Genomic DNA, 13,274 nt, shown 5'->3' on the forward strand with positions numbered 1-13,274 from the left:
GATTTTAAATTTTAACAAAGTATATAATATGGTATAATGAATTCCGAGATAGCCGTAAGTGTTACCAACGTTTTTAAAAAGTTTAACAATTCCCTTGTTCTCAAGGGCATTACCTTCGATGTATTTAAGGAGGACGTTTTTGGCCTTATTGGACCTAATGGCGCGGGAAAGACTACTACCCTGAGGATAATAGCTGGGATAATCAAAAGATATGAGGGAGAAGTAAGGGTCTTCTCTTACAAACCAGAAAAGGCTAAGGAGTTGGGACTCATTTCATACATGCCTGAAGACGCTTTTCCATATGAAAGGCTCACTGGCTTAGAGAACCTGAACTTATTCGCGGAAATTTATGCTAGAGGTGACAAAAAACTCGCTGAAGAGTATGTAGAGATAGGCATAAAAATTGCAGACTTAGGGAAAAAAATATACGAGAAGACTTCCACATACAGTAGAGGCATGAAAAGAAGGTTAATTATAGCCAGAACATTAATGACTAAGCCGAAACTAGTTATCCTTGATGAGCCTACCTCTGCGTTAGACGTAGAATCTGCTGTGAGGATAAGGAATGTCATAAGTGATATGGCTAAAAAATTGGGAAGCACTATAATCCTTTCTTCACACAACATGCTCGAAGTAGAGTATATGTGCAATAGAGTAGCGATGATAAACGACGGAAAAATAATACAGATAGGTACTCCTACTGAGATAACAGAAAAATTGGGAGTCAGAAACCTGGAAGAAGCTTTCCTAAAGGTGGTCAGCCGTGATCAGAGTGTTCCTAGCTAAAGAGTTCACCGAGATAAAGAGAGATAAGAAGCTACTACTTTCCACAATAATTTTACCATTTATTCTGCTCCCCATAGTAGGAATAGTCCTTTATGCCTCGGTTTCTGCCCAACCCCCAGTTATAGCAGTGATAAACCATAACCCGTTAAATGACTTCTACGTTAGTATTGTTACTAATTATATTCAGAGCAGGGGAGGAATAGTTGAGACCAATATATCCTCCTCAATGTATCCGGACGTAATCATAGAGTTTCCCGACGACTTCTATCAGAACGCTAGCAACATAAGTAGGCAGGCTTATATAATTTATCAAGTAGTTATCTCATCTAATCAGCAAGCAACAGATCTAGCTCAGGGTGCGTTATATCAGCTGTTACTTAATATATCCAACTCTAGAATTTATTACTTGGAGCATGAGGCAAAAATAAACGTGTCGGTTGTAGATATAAGAGACCCTATATACCTACTCCTTGGTTACAGAACCGTAACTGGACACCCCACTTCAAGTAGCGCTGGACAATTAGCAGAGCTTACGAGAATAATAGCGTTAATAATATTCCCCAGTGCAACTCCAATAGTATTCTATTTACTTGAGGGAATAACCGGAGAAAGGGAAAGGAGAACTCTCGAATCATTACTGGCTACACCGCTTTCAGTAAGGTCGTTTATCTTCTCTAAGTTAATAGTGGCTTCAGTCTTAGGGCTGTTCTCTTCCCTCGGGGATATAATTGGTACCCTCCTATTCGTATTACTATCCAGTGTATCCCTTAATCTCACAACTAGCCTTACTTTACCCTTCTTAGGAATGATAGTTATCGTGTACCTTTTATCAGTGCTGTTAACCGGAGCGCTAAGTTTAATATTTCTAGTAATATTAGGTGGATCAGTTAGAAATATTCAAGTGATTAACTTTATAGTAATAAGCTTTGGAATGATAGCCTCATTTACTGCACTGTTTATAAATCCTGCCCAACTAAGTTTTCCATTATCTGTTATATACATTATACCATACGTGCAAATTAGTCTTGGGCTACTCCTATATGTATTTGGATCAATACAAGAATCCATATTCTCTTTATTAGTAACGTTTCTAGTCTCTGTATTTTTAATATATTTATCATCCAGTGCATTTGATTCTGAGAGACTTCTCTTAAAATGAAAAATATTTTATTTTTATACACTAAAGATTAGATCATGGGAGTAAAAGCCTACGTTTTAATCGTAACAACTGTTGGGAAAGAAACAGACGTAGCTAATGAAGTTAAAAAGATCAACGGGGTTAAGGAAGCAAACCCCGTATATGGAGAATATGATGTAGTCATTGAGATAAATGCAGAAAACTTGGACGAGTTAAATAAGGTAATTGCACAGATAAGGAAGAACTCGGCTATACTGAGAACCGTAACCCTAATTGTAATGTAATCAGTTCGAGGAATCAATTCATCATCTTTTTTAAGTATCTTTATCAGGACGTCCCTGTAACATCATTTTTAGAATGAGTTAGTATGATCCTTTTTACGATTTACCAAGGGGGGACCCACCTACGTTCATAAGCCCTTGGGACACAAGGGCATTTCGCGTAGGCCCAATTATAATTATTTACTATCCTTATTTATAATTTCCACTTCCTCATCCTCAGCTTCCTTCTCATATAGTTTCTTGATAAGCTCATTGACCATAGTCTCAAGCTGCGCTATTCTTGCCTCTAGGAACACCATATTTTCTTCTAGTCTAGAGTATTTATCGTCCTCTTTTTCATCACTATCCTCCTCATCAAAGGAGTTCTTTAGCCCACTCCTTATGTAAAATTTCACTAAGTCTGTAACCTGGACTCCCATCTCGTCAGCCTTTCTCTTCAATTCCTCGTAAAGCGATTCTGGCAAAGATAAGTGTATAGTGGGCAATGTGTATTCTCCTCTGAATAAAAGTATACGAAAAACAAATATATTAATCTTCATCAAGTAATCTTCCTCTCATAAGTGGAATATGGAAATACCGCTCCAGATAATATTTAAACCGAAGCAAGAGGAGTATTAATTTGGGTAGCAAGATGAGAGTTGTAACATTTAAGGTAGAAGAAGACTTATTGGAACTATTAGATAGATATGCAATAAGATACAATTTAAATAGATCAGAAGCAATCAGAAAAGCAATCGAAACGTTAGTAAAAGGAGAATTAGAAAAAGAGACTGTCCCTGTTGCTAAAATAGAGAAAGTAAAGTTATAATAGTTTCTTTTGTCCTTGTAAAAGGGGGCAAGCCATAGGTTTAATGGTTTGTGGTCCTTAAGGTATTGTCTTTTTATAATCCAACCTTTTATCTCAATCTCTTTGTATTTTTGTTAAATAGACTATATACACGGGAGACAAGCATAAGTTAGATTTTTACTAGCAGTAGGCTGAGATTGAAGGAAAAGGATTAATGAATCTGTTTGGATGTTTTAGTCAATAAATTCACTTTCTTTTTAATATCACACGAGGAGTAGGTCAAGATTTACACGGTGGTTATGTATGTCCTAGACTCTGTGATAATGTGTTCATGGAGGAGGAATGTTGTTGAACTGTTATTTAGTATATATTATTAAAGTACATGACAGTTCCCTTTTCAACAGTTTCTTCGTTTACTTCGGGCTTATTTATTTGAAGTATCTTTATCCCCTCATTGTTCACTAATTGTAAGAAAGGCTCTATAGGATCTAATGGCATGTAGTGTCCTTTAACCCAATAATGCATAGGAAAAACTACTTTAGGGTTTAACGCCTTGATAAGTTTAATAGCCTCTGACGGGTTTATAGTTATCACGCCTCCAACGGGAATCATTAAGTAATCTGGATTTTTCAATTCCTCAACTAACTTTTCATCTAATAAGTGCCCTAAATCACCTAAATGTACATAGGTTTTTCCGTCGGGTGAGGTTATTTTATATATAGCAGTCTCTCCCCTTCTTTTACCTTTCTCTTTATCATGGTAAGCCTTTATCCCCTTTATTGTATAGTTTTTGTACGTAAATTCTCCATAATACTTAAGTTTCACGGTTTCATGAGGTATTATTTCATATGCGTTATGGTCGTAATGATTATGGGTGATTAGAATTAGTGAGGCTTTAACCTCAGGTCTTGGTAATCCAATGCTTCCTCCGTCATGGGGATCAATTAATATTAAATTATCTAGAAAAAATGCCGAGTGTAATAAAAATCTTATCATGCATTTATTTTTTTACTAGAAACTTTAATAGCTATCGCTTTTGCATCATCTACTGTTACCTTGTGCCCGGTTTCAGCAAGTGCTTTTATCTCCTTCAAAACCTCTCTTAGCTCATCGTCTGTAAGCTCAATACCTTGATCAGATAACAACTTCTTTAACCCGTGAATTCCGCTGTGCTTTCCTAATGCTATCCTCCTGAAGTTTCCAACTTCTTCAGGTGATATTGGCTCGTAAGTTAAGGGGTTTTCAATAACACCATGAACGTGAATACCTGACTCATGACCGAACGCATTCTCTCCTACGATTGCCTTAAAGTAAGGTACGGGTACACCAGTTAATTCCGAAACCAACCTCGAAGTCTCATACAGTTTATAAGTTTTCACTCCGACCTCATAACCGAGTAATTTCTTTAATGCCATGACCACCTCTTCCAGGGAAGCGTTTCCAGCCCTCTCACCTATACCGTTAACAGTCACGTGTACTTGCCTGGCTCCTGCCATAACACCTGCTATCGAATTAGCTGTAGCTAAACCGAAATCGTTGTGACAATGCACGCTTATTATCTTCCCGTCGGCAACCTTTACTACCTTACTTATCAAATCGTAAAACTTGAAGGGGTGCATTACACCAACGGTATCTGGAATATTAACTCTATCAGCTCCCGCCTCTATAGCAGTTTTAACAGCCTTAAGTAGGAACTCTTCGTCAGTTCTAGTAGCATCCTCAGGTGAATACTCCACAATCAAACCGTGGTCTTTCGCATACCTTACTGATTCATATATCCTTTCTAGAACTTGCTCCTTAGTCATTTTCAGCTTGTACTTTAAGTGTATATCTGATGTTGCAATGAATACGTGAATACTTGCTATACCAGTATCTATAGTTCTGTCTATATCTTGCTTTACAGCCCTCGATAATCCTATTACCTCTACCTTATCCCCTACTTCGTCTAATATCTTCTTAGTTGCCTCGAACTCTCCTTCAGATGCTGCTGGAAATCCTGCCTCTATTACGTCTACTCCTAAATCTGCTAGTTGTTTTGCTATTCTTACCTTTTGCTCCATAGTTAAGTCTATTCCGGGTGCTTGCTCTCCATCTCGCAGGGTTGTGTCAAATATCCTGACTTTTTTTGAATTAACAAAGAAAAGACATCCCAAATTTTTCTTCGGTTATACAATTATAAAGTTTTATTAAAAACCTCTTCAACTACGTGCTTAGCAATTTTTAACTTATTTTTCTTAATCCACGATGCAGGTAAATTATTTTCATAATAAGGCTTAGAATATTTACCTACAATCCCTGAATCGAAGTCCATTCCGTACAGTCTTATAGCCTTAGCTTGAAATAGAGAAGCTAAGACTACAGCCCTATCACCATCAGTAAACCCTCCGAATAACTTTAGCCTACCGAAAGGAAATACCTGACAAGTACCGATGAGTTTTCTGTCAGAAATAAATGGAAATTTGCTTATCAGGTATTCCGTGTTATTACCATGAGCTAAAACCACATATATTGAGTTTTTTGGATAGACTGTAATCCCGTCGAGATCCGTCACTATTACATCGGGCTTGATACCCTTAGATACCAAATAATTTGTCGCACCGTCAGACGATATTATTACATCTTCGTCCAAATATTCAACCTGTTCTAAATTCGGACCAGCACCCACTACTGCGACAGTCTTTCCGCGGATTAGGTTACGTAATTCCTCAGTATAATCATCATAGTTATTTGCTAATAGCTGATCAAGAAGCACTGCCGAGTAATAGTCTTCCTCTTCTCTAAACCCAAATTGTCTTCTAATCTGTGAATAAAAGTTCAACCAGAAGAAGATATCACGCGAAAATAAATTACATCACCTTCGTCCCTGATTATTTCAATTTTGTATTTGTTAATAATCTCTTCAAAATAAGCACTATTCTTATTTATTTTGTATATTATATTACGAAAATAATTATTTAGAGCTTCAATTACGTCCGAGCTACAAGTATCCTTGTCTAAGTCAATGATGGAACTCATCAAATACATTATTTGCTAGCTCGAATAAATCTTCAACTTCCTGAAGCAAGTTCTTCACTTCAACGTTCCTAGCCACTACTGAACCATCTTTAAGCGAAGACTCGTCAACAAGGATAATTGGATAGAGTCTTTGTTCTAGGAGTTGTAATTTTCTTATTAGCGTGATTTCTTTCTCTCCAACCTTGTTTACAATCACGTTTAACATTTGTGCCTTGTGATCGTAAGGATAATAAAAGCCGTAAAGTCCTAGTAAGCTTGCACTTATTTCTTCGACCACGTTATAAATATAATATAAGCTGTCAATCAAGTCACCTTCTTCGTAGGCTGACTTAGAGTTGTTCAAATTCCTCATAGCCTTAGTCAAATATTCCGAAGCAAAGGCGCTGTTGTTCATAGATCGACCACATCTCCCTTGTTAATTTCCCCCATTCTTATAACATTACCGAATGAAGACAGATTAGGAACTTCCATATTGCCGTACACTAACACGCCTTTTGTCGATAGGTAGACTACTAAGGGAATATGATACTCCAGTTCTAAGGGGTCTACTAACAGTGTGTAAATTAAAGGTCTGTGTCCCGTAGAAATTACGTAATTGGCGTAAACCTTCTCGGCTTCAACTTTCTTCATGAAATATTCCACGATCTCTTGTCTAGCTAAGAAAGAGATCTTCTTTACACCTTTAATGACGATGAGAACAAAGAGTGGTTTATTGACGTCCTCTTCTTCTACTGCAGGACCACCGATTATTATAGTGCCGACTTTAATACCATAGTGTTGTATTACTCTGCTTAGGAAATCTTCCACGACGTCAAAAAGTTCTTTCATACTTTATTACTTACCTCTCAAACTGTTAAATATGAGTAATATAGTTGACGATTATTTAACAGCCCCACCCATAGAGAAACTAAAAGTCCTAGAGATAGAAATTCCATGCGGTACAGAATGTATAAAGTACTCTCATTTTAAGGATTTGTTAAACGTGGAGACTTTCAGGCAACAATTAGAGGTCATAGACTCCCTTAAATCTCTAATTGAAGACAAGATAGACGTTTTGATAAGGGAGCTAGAGTCTCGAATGCCAATTAAAGTTAACACCTATGAGCTTGCTTATTCTTTTTACAGAATAGTCGAGATTGGCGGGGATTACACTATTGGCTCTGACACTCTTAGATACGAAGACAAAGTAGTGTTCAAGGGTAGGTTCGAGGAGCTCATGACTGTATACAAGACTATCGAGGAGATTAAGAAAGAAGAACAATTAGTCAACTTATGCCATGAAATAAGGTATTTAAGCGAGTCTATGTGGGTACATCTCGACAAAAACATCAGGAGGGCTCTAAATGAAAGTAAGGGTAGGAGTTGAAGGCTTATCATTCGATTCAGCTCACTACACGCTTTCTTCAGAGGGTAACGACCAGTTACATGGTCATACGTACAAAATATCAGCAGAAGTAGAGGGAGATGGAATAGACCCTAAGACAGGTTTCGTAATAGATTTCGGTCTGTTAAAGGCTACGTTACTTGAAATTATTAAGGAGTGGGATCATAAACTGTTGATCCCTAGAAAGGACTTAGAAAAGATTTCAGTAACAGGTCCCTTTAAGCTAGAGGTTAAAGTTATAGAAGCTGATTACCCTACGGTTGAATATATAGGATATGAAATAGCTAAGGAAATTTTCGGAAAGTTAGGTGGTAAGTACAACGTGAAATTAAAGATATATGAAGGAGAAGGTAGCTACGCAATAATTGAATATCCTTGACGGACTATCTAACTATTAGCCTTAAGCCTATATTGTCTATAAACTTCCCCCTTTTTTCCTTAGTGAAGCATAAAACACTACCGTCGTCAAAAGCATAACATGCATAAGGGTTTTCAGTGAAGGAACAAGGGGAAAATTGTTCTCCCTCATTCCCTTCGTAAACGAAACCCTCTAGATAAACGTGGATAAACGATTTTCCATTACTTATCACCACACCGCCAAACACTTTTGCGTAACAAAGTCCTTTGTCATACTTGCAAGCGTCCGAGATATTGAATCCGTTACGTTTTAACTCTTCCAAAAAATCATCATGAGTAACTATGGGAGGAATTACTGCAATGTAAACTTTCAGTTTTTTATTTTTAGCCGTTTTTTCTATTACGCTCGGTACGGACGCTGTTATATCCATACGGTTTGAAGAGTGGTTTATCTTGAATATATTCTTTACCCAAGTTAAGAGCTATCTCGGCTTTAGCTAACTCATAACCTATATATAATGCATGCTCCGCATTTACTCTAGTCTTCTCAAGAAGTCTTCTACCAATACTCAAACCATCAGTCCCTATCAACGTGAACTTTTGCTTCCTGTACCAGTTGAGGTAGATATATTTGTTATCCTTAACAATCTTTACGAAACCCTCGTCCATATCCTTAGGCTCTATATGACCTTCAACTATCTCTGGCGAGTAAAGGTCAGTACTATTAGTATTCACTTTTCCTCTCTTTTTGTCTTTAAGGATAAGTAAATCAATTCCTAAGTCCTTAGGAACTTTATGTTCTTTCATAGCTATGCTAACCATTTGAGATGCTTTCTTGACTTCAAGTGCTGACCCCCTAGTCTTACCCTTATCCATAATTAGTAAGTTACCCACACCCAACTCTCCAGCTATCGTAGTCATTAACGCGTTTACTCCAACACTGTCCGCGTCTATAAGCTCGGTGACGTTAAGTATTCCCATGAGCATTGGCTCATTTTTTACGGCTTCCCTCACTTTCTTAAACTCAATTATACTTTCAACTACTCCGTAAAGTGGTGGAGATAGTACTGGGTCAAGTATTACTTTTTCAAAACCTTTTTGCTTAGCCTTCTCGTACAACTTTAGAGTGATTTCAGCCCTATTTTCTGTTGTATAGGGTGCGATCACAAATGAGGCGCCCTTCTTAATTACCTCAAGTTTTTCCATGTTCTCTTCGTTTAGGTTGAACACGAAACTTGCCCCAGCTTTCACACCTTCAACTAGCTCCTCTGGAGATGCAGAATCTATAGCGACCGGTATTAACTCTCTGAGATACGCCACTTTACTCCTAACATCGTCTAAATCATTATGACCGTTAGGAAAGCCCAGTACTAAGATGTCTATAAAGTCTTTTTTCTCTAACACCTCCTCTTCGAGTTCCTTACAAGGTCTGGTAGCATCAACCTCGAGAAAGATCCTAAAAGGGGGAGGTACAACAGGGATCTTTACGTTATCCACTTCGAATTTGTAGTAACCAGACTCCTCTATGCTTCTTAAAATGTCCTCCAGGTTCTTACCCCTCTCAATTTGGATCAGCTTATCGGCAGGGTATACTGTAGACAGTTCATACCCTTTCTTTAATAGATCTAACGCAAATGGGAGATCTTGAATGTCTTCGGTACCTTTGTAGGCTTTTACCCCCACTTTTTCTTCGATGGTTTTTGTATCCCCACTAGACAACCCCGGGATTATGATAAGATCAAAGTTTTCTACTTTCTCCTTGAACTTCTTTAGACTCTCCGCTATATACTCCGTCGTCATTAGAGCCGCAACTGGATAATCCAAAACTAAAACATCGGCGTTGATTTTTTTAGCTACTTCCTCGACGGCTTTAAACGCCAATTTACCGGTTACTAAAAGTATTTTCACAAAGTTTAAGTCTCAAAACCACCCTTATAAATGAAAGTTCAGAAAGTCTTAAATTCCATGGGAAATGAAATGAAAATATGAGTCTTATACCAAAATCAGCTGACATTAAACCCGGTGAAACTTTTGATTTAATTATTGTAGGCCTCGGTCCAGCTGCATACAGTGCTGCACTTTACGCCGCAAGATACATGTTGAAGACACTCGTTATCGGAGAGACACCTGGTGGACAACTCACTGAGGCAGGGGAAGTAGACGACTACCTTGGACTAATTGGTATTAATGCACAAGACATGATAAAAGTGTTTAATAAGCACATAGAGAAATACAATGTCCCAGTAATCTTAGACCATGTAGAGAGTTTTAGGAAGGACGGAGATGAATTCGTAGTAAAGGCTAAGAAGAAAGGGGAATTTAAAGCAAAGAGCATTATATTAGCCATAGGAGTGAAGAGGAGGAAACTTAATGTACCAGGTGAGGCTGAGTTTACAGGGAGGGGTGTGTCCTACTGCTCAATCTGTGACGCGCCCTTATTTAAGAACAGGATTGTAGCTGTGATAGGTGGTGGTGATTCGGCCTTAGAAGGTGCTGAAATTCTATCAAGGTATGCGACTAAAGTATATCTTATTCATAGAAGGGACGAGTTTAAGGGACAACCGATCTACCTAGAGAACATAAAAGCAAAGCCTAATGTCGAGATAATCCTCAACACTGTTGTCACTGAAATTAAGGGAGATAAATTAGTGAAGTCAATAGTCACTAAGAACGTGAAGACTGGAGAAACTAAGGAATTAAACGTCAATGGAGTATTTGTGGAGATAGGGTTTGAACCACCGACGGATTTCGCAAGAGCTAACGGACTTGAAACTGATACCATGGGATATATAAAAGTGGACGAGTGGATGAGAACTAATATACAAGGAGTGTTTGCAGCTGGGGATTGTACGGGAATGTGGTTAGGTTTCAGACAAGTCATAACTTCAGCCGCTCAAGGTGCAGTAGCTGCTCACTCTGCGTTTAGATATCTTAATGAAATGAAGAGGAAAAAATAAATGAGAAGAGATGAAATAACGAAAATAGGGATAGAGGTAGCTAAGTTCTTAAGAGAGAAAAAAGATTCATCTGACATTGCTAAAATTATAGCTACCCATGAAGACGACGTTACTAGAAAGATTGACAAAGAGAGCGAAGAATATATATTCGAGCTTATGAGAGAGACAGGTTATAGATTCAAATTTATTTCAGAGGAAGCAGGAACTGTAGAAGACTCAGGTTACGAATATAAAGCGATAATTGACCCCATTGATGGGAGTACTAATTTTGTTTCTGGTATTCCGTGGTCTTCAGTATCAATAGCTGTTTACAAAAGTGATGAAAATAACTTGTTACGATCAATTACCGGGGTTATTACAAATATATTCACAATGGACACTTTTTCTTACGATGAGAAGTACGCTTACGTTAATGATAAGGTAGTACAAACTATCAGAAAACCGGAAAAGACACTTATCTTAGCTTACTTTTCGAGGAGTAAATTCGAAACGGTAAAGGAGTTTTTAAGCAAAGTCAAGGACTATAAACTCAGAAGTTTAGGTAGTGCATCCCTCGATATGGTTCTTGTTTGTATGGGAAAAGCTACTATGTTCTTCGATATTAGAGGAAAACTGAGAAACGTAGATATTGCAGCTTCAAGTAACTTCTGTAATAGACTGGGGATAAATCCTCATGATAAAAAGTTAGAAAATATAAATTCAAGTTTGGAAAAAGTAAGTACGCTAAGTGAAGTCATTGTATCTCTTGATCAGAATTTGAGTTCTTATCTTTCCTCTGCTTTACAGAAGGCTTAACCATCTCTACCGCTTCTACTAAGTCTTCATAAGTGAGTTTTCTCTGGACGTTCCCTTTAATTATCTCCCTCAAAACTTTAAGTTTAGCTTCTCTAGCTACAGCTGCAAGATCAGCACCACTGAACCCCTCTGTAATCTCAGCTATCTTAGTACAGCTAACTTGTTCGCACTCCTCTTTTCCTATATACTTCTTTAGGATATCCTCCCTCTCTTCTCTATTTGGTAAAGGCATGAAAATTATTCTGTCAAACCTACCTGGTCTCTTTAAGGCTGGATCAATATCCTCAATCCTATTTGTTGTTCCTATAACTACTACCTCTTTAAGGCTTCTTATTCCATCCATTTCTGTCAATAACTGGTTCACTATCTTAGATAACTCAGCCTTCTGTCCCTCCCTTCTAGGAGCTATAGCATCTAACTCGTCAAGTAGTATGATTGACGGTTTGTTCTCCCTAGCCCTGTTGAAGACCTCTTTTACAGTACTAACTGCTCCTTCATAACCTTTATATAATATTTCTGCACCACTCAACATTATCAGTTTCACTTTCAACGTTCTAGCCAGGGCTTTAGCCATCATAGTTTTACCTACTCCCGGCGGTCCGTATAGTAGTATTCCCCTTATAGGGGGGATTTTCATCTGTTCCATTAAGTTAGAATACTTTAACTGAACTTCAAGTAAGTCGTAGAGCTCCTTTTTTACGTTAAAATATCCGCCTATATCATCTAAAGTGATCCTTTCGGAATATTCGTCTTCTACTATTTCAGGTCCTTTAAACTTCCTTTCATAATCCATGCGGAATTTCTCATAGTCATCAAGCATTTGTAACGTTACGCTTGGCTTATACCTCTTTATTACTTCTACGAAATCCTCCATTGTTATCTGCCTTTCCCGTCCGGTCTCAAGGCTCTCAATGGCAGCTTTTCTTGCTACCTCTTGACATACGTTTGCCAGATCGGCTCCGGTAAATCTCTCAGTCATCTCAGCAATCTTGTCTAAGTCTACATTTTCGGCTAGCGGTTTGCCCATACAGTGAATCTTCAAAATCTCTTTTCTAGATTTTTTATCCGGAACTCCTACATAGATAAGTTTGTCAAATCTCCCAGCCCTAAGTAGAGCCTTATCAAGAAGTTGAGGTACATTAGTAGAACCTACAATTATTACACCATCCTCACTATGAATCCCATCTATCTCAGATAACATTAAGGAAAGTAGTCTTGGTGTTACAGAATCACCAGTGTGGCTTTCCCTTTTTACTCCAATAGTATCTATTTCGTCAAAAAAGAGAATACATGGTGCGTTTTTCCTCGCATTTGCGAAAAGCTCCCTCAATCTAGCCTCACTTTCACCGTACCACTTGCTCATTATATCGCTAATATTAACGTAAATGAAGTTGATCTTAGCTTCATTAGCTAAAGCCCTCATCATTAAAGATTTACCACACCCAGGTGGACCGAACAAGAGAATACCCTTAGGGGGTCTCAAACCGTATCTTTTAGCCAGATCTTTATGTTTTAGGGGAAGTTCAATATATTCCTTAATCTCCTTTTTTACATCTTCATAACCGCCTATCATGTCCCACGTTATTTTCTCCACTGTATCATCCTTTTTCTTAGTACTTTTCTGCTGTAATTGTACTGCCTTATCTGAAAGCATAAACTTTTGAGTGTTCTTTTTAAATAACATATAAAGTAAAGTCATCATGACTGCAAGCACCCCTACCAATGATATAATAGTTTCTACATCTTGCGAAAAGACCATAATCAAACATCATTA

18 protein-coding genes are annotated in these 13,274 nt (G+C 37.8%); 8 read left to right on the forward strand and 10 right to left on the reverse strand.

Annotation, left to right across the window (positions count from 1 at the left end; all coding sequences use genetic code 11):
• Positions 1-36 precede the first annotated feature (36 nt).
• Genes D1868_RS07815 through D1868_RS07825 form a run of 3 tightly spaced genes read left to right on the forward strand, consistent with a single transcriptional unit; the run spans position 37 to position 2,208 of the window.
• Positions 37-786, forward strand: a complete 750-nt coding sequence (locus D1868_RS07815) for an ABC transporter ATP-binding protein (protein WP_156007147.1) — start codon at positions 37-39, stop codon at positions 784-786.
• Positions 764-1,945 carry an ABC transporter permease gene (locus D1868_RS07820; protein WP_156007149.1) on the forward strand — a complete coding sequence of 394 codons (1,182 nt, stop codon included), beginning with the start codon at positions 764-766 and terminating at the stop codon, positions 1,943-1,945. Before D1868_RS07815 ends, D1868_RS07820 begins: the two co-directional genes overlap by 23 nt.
• A 35-nt stretch (positions 1,946-1,980) precedes the next feature.
• On the forward strand, positions 1,981-2,208 hold the full coding sequence (locus tag D1868_RS07825; protein ID WP_156007152.1) for an Lrp/AsnC ligand binding domain-containing protein: 228 nt from the start codon (positions 1,981-1,983) through the stop codon (positions 2,206-2,208).
• Positions 2,209-2,381: 173 nt separating this feature from the next.
• Here D1868_RS07825 and D1868_RS07830 read toward each other — a convergent pair whose 3' ends face one another.
• Complete coding sequence (locus tag D1868_RS07830; protein WP_156007155.1) at positions 2,382-2,690, reverse strand: hypothetical protein; 309 nt, start codon at positions 2,688-2,690, stop codon at positions 2,382-2,384.
• Positions 2,691-2,836: 146 nt separating this feature from the next.
• On the opposite strand from D1868_RS07830, the gene D1868_RS07835 reads away from it, so the two are divergent.
• Positions 2,837-3,013, forward strand: a complete 177-nt coding sequence (locus tag D1868_RS07835; RefSeq protein WP_156007991.1) for an aCcr1 family cell cycle regulator — start codon at positions 2,837-2,839, stop codon at positions 3,011-3,013.
• A gap of 339 nt (positions 3,014-3,352) precedes the next feature.
• Here D1868_RS07835 and D1868_RS07840 read toward each other — a convergent pair whose 3' ends face one another.
• From D1868_RS07840 to D1868_RS07865, 6 genes are read right to left on the reverse strand one after another with little or no spacing between them, the layout of a single operon-like run.
• Positions 3,353-3,988 carry an MBL fold metallo-hydrolase gene (locus D1868_RS07840; protein ID WP_156007158.1) on the reverse strand — a complete coding sequence of 212 codons (636 nt, stop codon included), beginning with the start codon at positions 3,986-3,988 and terminating at the stop codon, positions 3,353-3,355.
• On the reverse strand, positions 3,985-5,145 hold the full coding sequence (locus D1868_RS07845) for an isopropylmalate synthase (protein ID WP_156007160.1): 1,161 nt from the start codon (positions 5,143-5,145) through the stop codon (positions 3,985-3,987). The genes D1868_RS07840 and D1868_RS07845 overlap by 4 nt, the downstream gene beginning before the upstream one ends.
• 20 nt (positions 5,146-5,165) lie before the next feature.
• Complete coding sequence (locus D1868_RS07850) at positions 5,166-5,810, reverse strand: 6-hydroxymethylpterin diphosphokinase MptE-like protein (protein WP_156007163.1); 645 nt, start codon at positions 5,808-5,810, stop codon at positions 5,166-5,168.
• The gene (locus tag D1868_RS07855) at positions 5,807-6,007 is read right to left on the reverse strand and encodes a hypothetical protein (protein ID WP_156007165.1); all 201 of its coding nucleotides are present in this window, start codon (positions 6,005-6,007) and stop codon (positions 5,807-5,809) included. Before D1868_RS07855 ends, D1868_RS07850 begins: the two co-directional genes overlap by 4 nt.
• On the reverse strand, positions 5,991-6,401 hold the full coding sequence (locus tag D1868_RS07860; protein ID WP_156007168.1) for a HEPN domain-containing protein: 411 nt from the start codon (positions 6,399-6,401) through the stop codon (positions 5,991-5,993). The genes D1868_RS07855 and D1868_RS07860 overlap by 17 nt, the downstream gene beginning before the upstream one ends.
• The gene (locus D1868_RS07865) at positions 6,398-6,835 is read right to left on the reverse strand and encodes a hypothetical protein (protein WP_156007171.1); all 438 of its coding nucleotides are present in this window, start codon (positions 6,833-6,835) and stop codon (positions 6,398-6,400) included. The genes D1868_RS07860 and D1868_RS07865 overlap by 4 nt, the downstream gene beginning before the upstream one ends.
• 31 nt (positions 6,836-6,866) lie before the next feature.
• Here D1868_RS07865 and D1868_RS07870 point away from each other — a divergent pair, with 31 nt between their 5' ends.
• Together D1868_RS07870 and D1868_RS07875 are read left to right on the forward strand one after the other, a co-directional pair.
• A complete protein-coding gene (locus tag D1868_RS07870) occupies positions 6,867-7,373 on the forward strand; it encodes a hypothetical protein (protein WP_156007173.1) in 507 nt (168 codons plus the stop codon).
• Complete coding sequence (locus D1868_RS07875; protein WP_156007175.1) at positions 7,351-7,770, forward strand: 6-pyruvoyl trahydropterin synthase family protein; 420 nt, start codon at positions 7,351-7,353, stop codon at positions 7,768-7,770. Before D1868_RS07870 ends, D1868_RS07875 begins: the two co-directional genes overlap by 23 nt.
• Before the next feature lie 4 nt (positions 7,771-7,774).
• On the opposite strand, the gene D1868_RS07880 is transcribed toward D1868_RS07875, so the two are convergent.
• Together D1868_RS07880 and D1868_RS07885 are read right to left on the reverse strand one after the other, a co-directional pair.
• Positions 7,775-8,179: a hypothetical protein gene (locus tag D1868_RS07880; protein WP_156007177.1), complete on the reverse strand. Its 405-nt coding sequence runs from the start codon at positions 8,177-8,179 to the stop codon at positions 7,775-7,777.
• A complete protein-coding gene (locus D1868_RS07885; protein ID WP_156007179.1) occupies positions 8,133-9,656 on the reverse strand; it encodes a dihydropteroate synthase-like protein in 1,524 nt (507 codons plus the stop codon). Before D1868_RS07885 ends, D1868_RS07880 begins: the two co-directional genes overlap by 47 nt.
• Positions 9,657-9,733: 77 nt before the next feature.
• On the opposite strand from D1868_RS07885, the gene trxB reads away from it, so the two are divergent.
• Together trxB and D1868_RS07895 are read left to right on the forward strand one after the other, a co-directional pair.
• Entirely contained in the window at positions 9,734-10,705 is a 972-nt protein-coding gene (trxB, locus tag D1868_RS07890) for a thioredoxin-disulfide reductase (RefSeq protein ID WP_156007181.1), read from the forward strand.
• Complete coding sequence (locus D1868_RS07895; protein ID WP_156007183.1) at positions 10,706-11,500, forward strand: inositol monophosphatase family protein; 795 nt, start codon at positions 10,706-10,708, stop codon at positions 11,498-11,500.
• Here the strand turns inward: D1868_RS07895 and D1868_RS07900 are convergent.
• Entirely contained in the window at positions 11,439-13,259 is a 1,821-nt protein-coding gene (locus D1868_RS07900) for an AAA family ATPase (RefSeq protein ID WP_156007185.1), read from the reverse strand. The two genes, D1868_RS07895 and D1868_RS07900, sit on opposite strands and share 62 nt — an antisense overlap.
• Positions 13,260-13,274: the final 15 nt, after the last annotated feature.

Source organism: Stygiolobus azoricus (assembly GCF_009729035.1).
GTDB lineage: Archaea > Thermoproteota > Thermoprotei_A > Sulfolobales > Sulfolobaceae > Stygiolobus > Stygiolobus azoricus.

Bases quoted from the DNA above. Each gene is read 5' to 3' on its own strand.
- D1868_RS07865 (WP_156007171.1), bottom strand. From the start codon at position 6,835: ATGAAAGAACTTTTTGACGTCGTGGAAGATTTCCTAAGCAGAGTAATA.
- D1868_RS07900 (WP_156007185.1), bottom strand. From the start codon at position 13,259: ATGGTCTTTTCGCAAGATGTAGAAACTATTATATCATTGGTAGGGGTG.
- D1868_RS07880 (WP_156007177.1), bottom strand. From the start codon at position 8,179: ATGGATATAACAGCGTCCGTACCGAGCGTAATAGAAAAAACGGCTAAA.
- D1868_RS07860 (WP_156007168.1), bottom strand. From the start codon at position 6,401: ATGAACAACAGCGCCTTTGCTTCGGAATATTTGACTAAGGCTATGAGG.
- D1868_RS07855 (WP_156007165.1), bottom strand. From the start codon at position 6,007: ATGAGTTCCATCATTGACTTAGACAAGGATACTTGTAGCTCGGACGTA.
- D1868_RS07895 (WP_156007183.1), top strand. From the start codon at position 10,706: ATGAGAAGAGATGAAATAACGAAAATAGGGATAGAGGTAGCTAAGTTC.
- D1868_RS07825 (WP_156007152.1), top strand. From the start codon at position 1,981: ATGGGAGTAAAAGCCTACGTTTTAATCGTAACAACTGTTGGGAAAGAA.
- D1868_RS07840 (WP_156007158.1), bottom strand. From the start codon at position 3,988: ATGATAAGATTTTTATTACACTCGGCATTTTTTCTAGATAATTTAATA.
- D1868_RS07875 (WP_156007175.1), top strand. From the start codon at position 7,351: ATGAAAGTAAGGGTAGGAGTTGAAGGCTTATCATTCGATTCAGCTCAC.
- D1868_RS07815 (WP_156007147.1), top strand. From the start codon at position 37: ATGAATTCCGAGATAGCCGTAAGTGTTACCAACGTTTTTAAAAAGTTT.
- trxB (WP_156007181.1), top strand. From the start codon at position 9,734: ATGAGTCTTATACCAAAATCAGCTGACATTAAACCCGGTGAAACTTTT.
- D1868_RS07870 (WP_156007173.1), top strand. From the start codon at position 6,867: ATGAGTAATATAGTTGACGATTATTTAACAGCCCCACCCATAGAGAAA.
- D1868_RS07835 (WP_156007991.1), top strand. From the start codon at position 2,837: ATGAGAGTTGTAACATTTAAGGTAGAAGAAGACTTATTGGAACTATTA.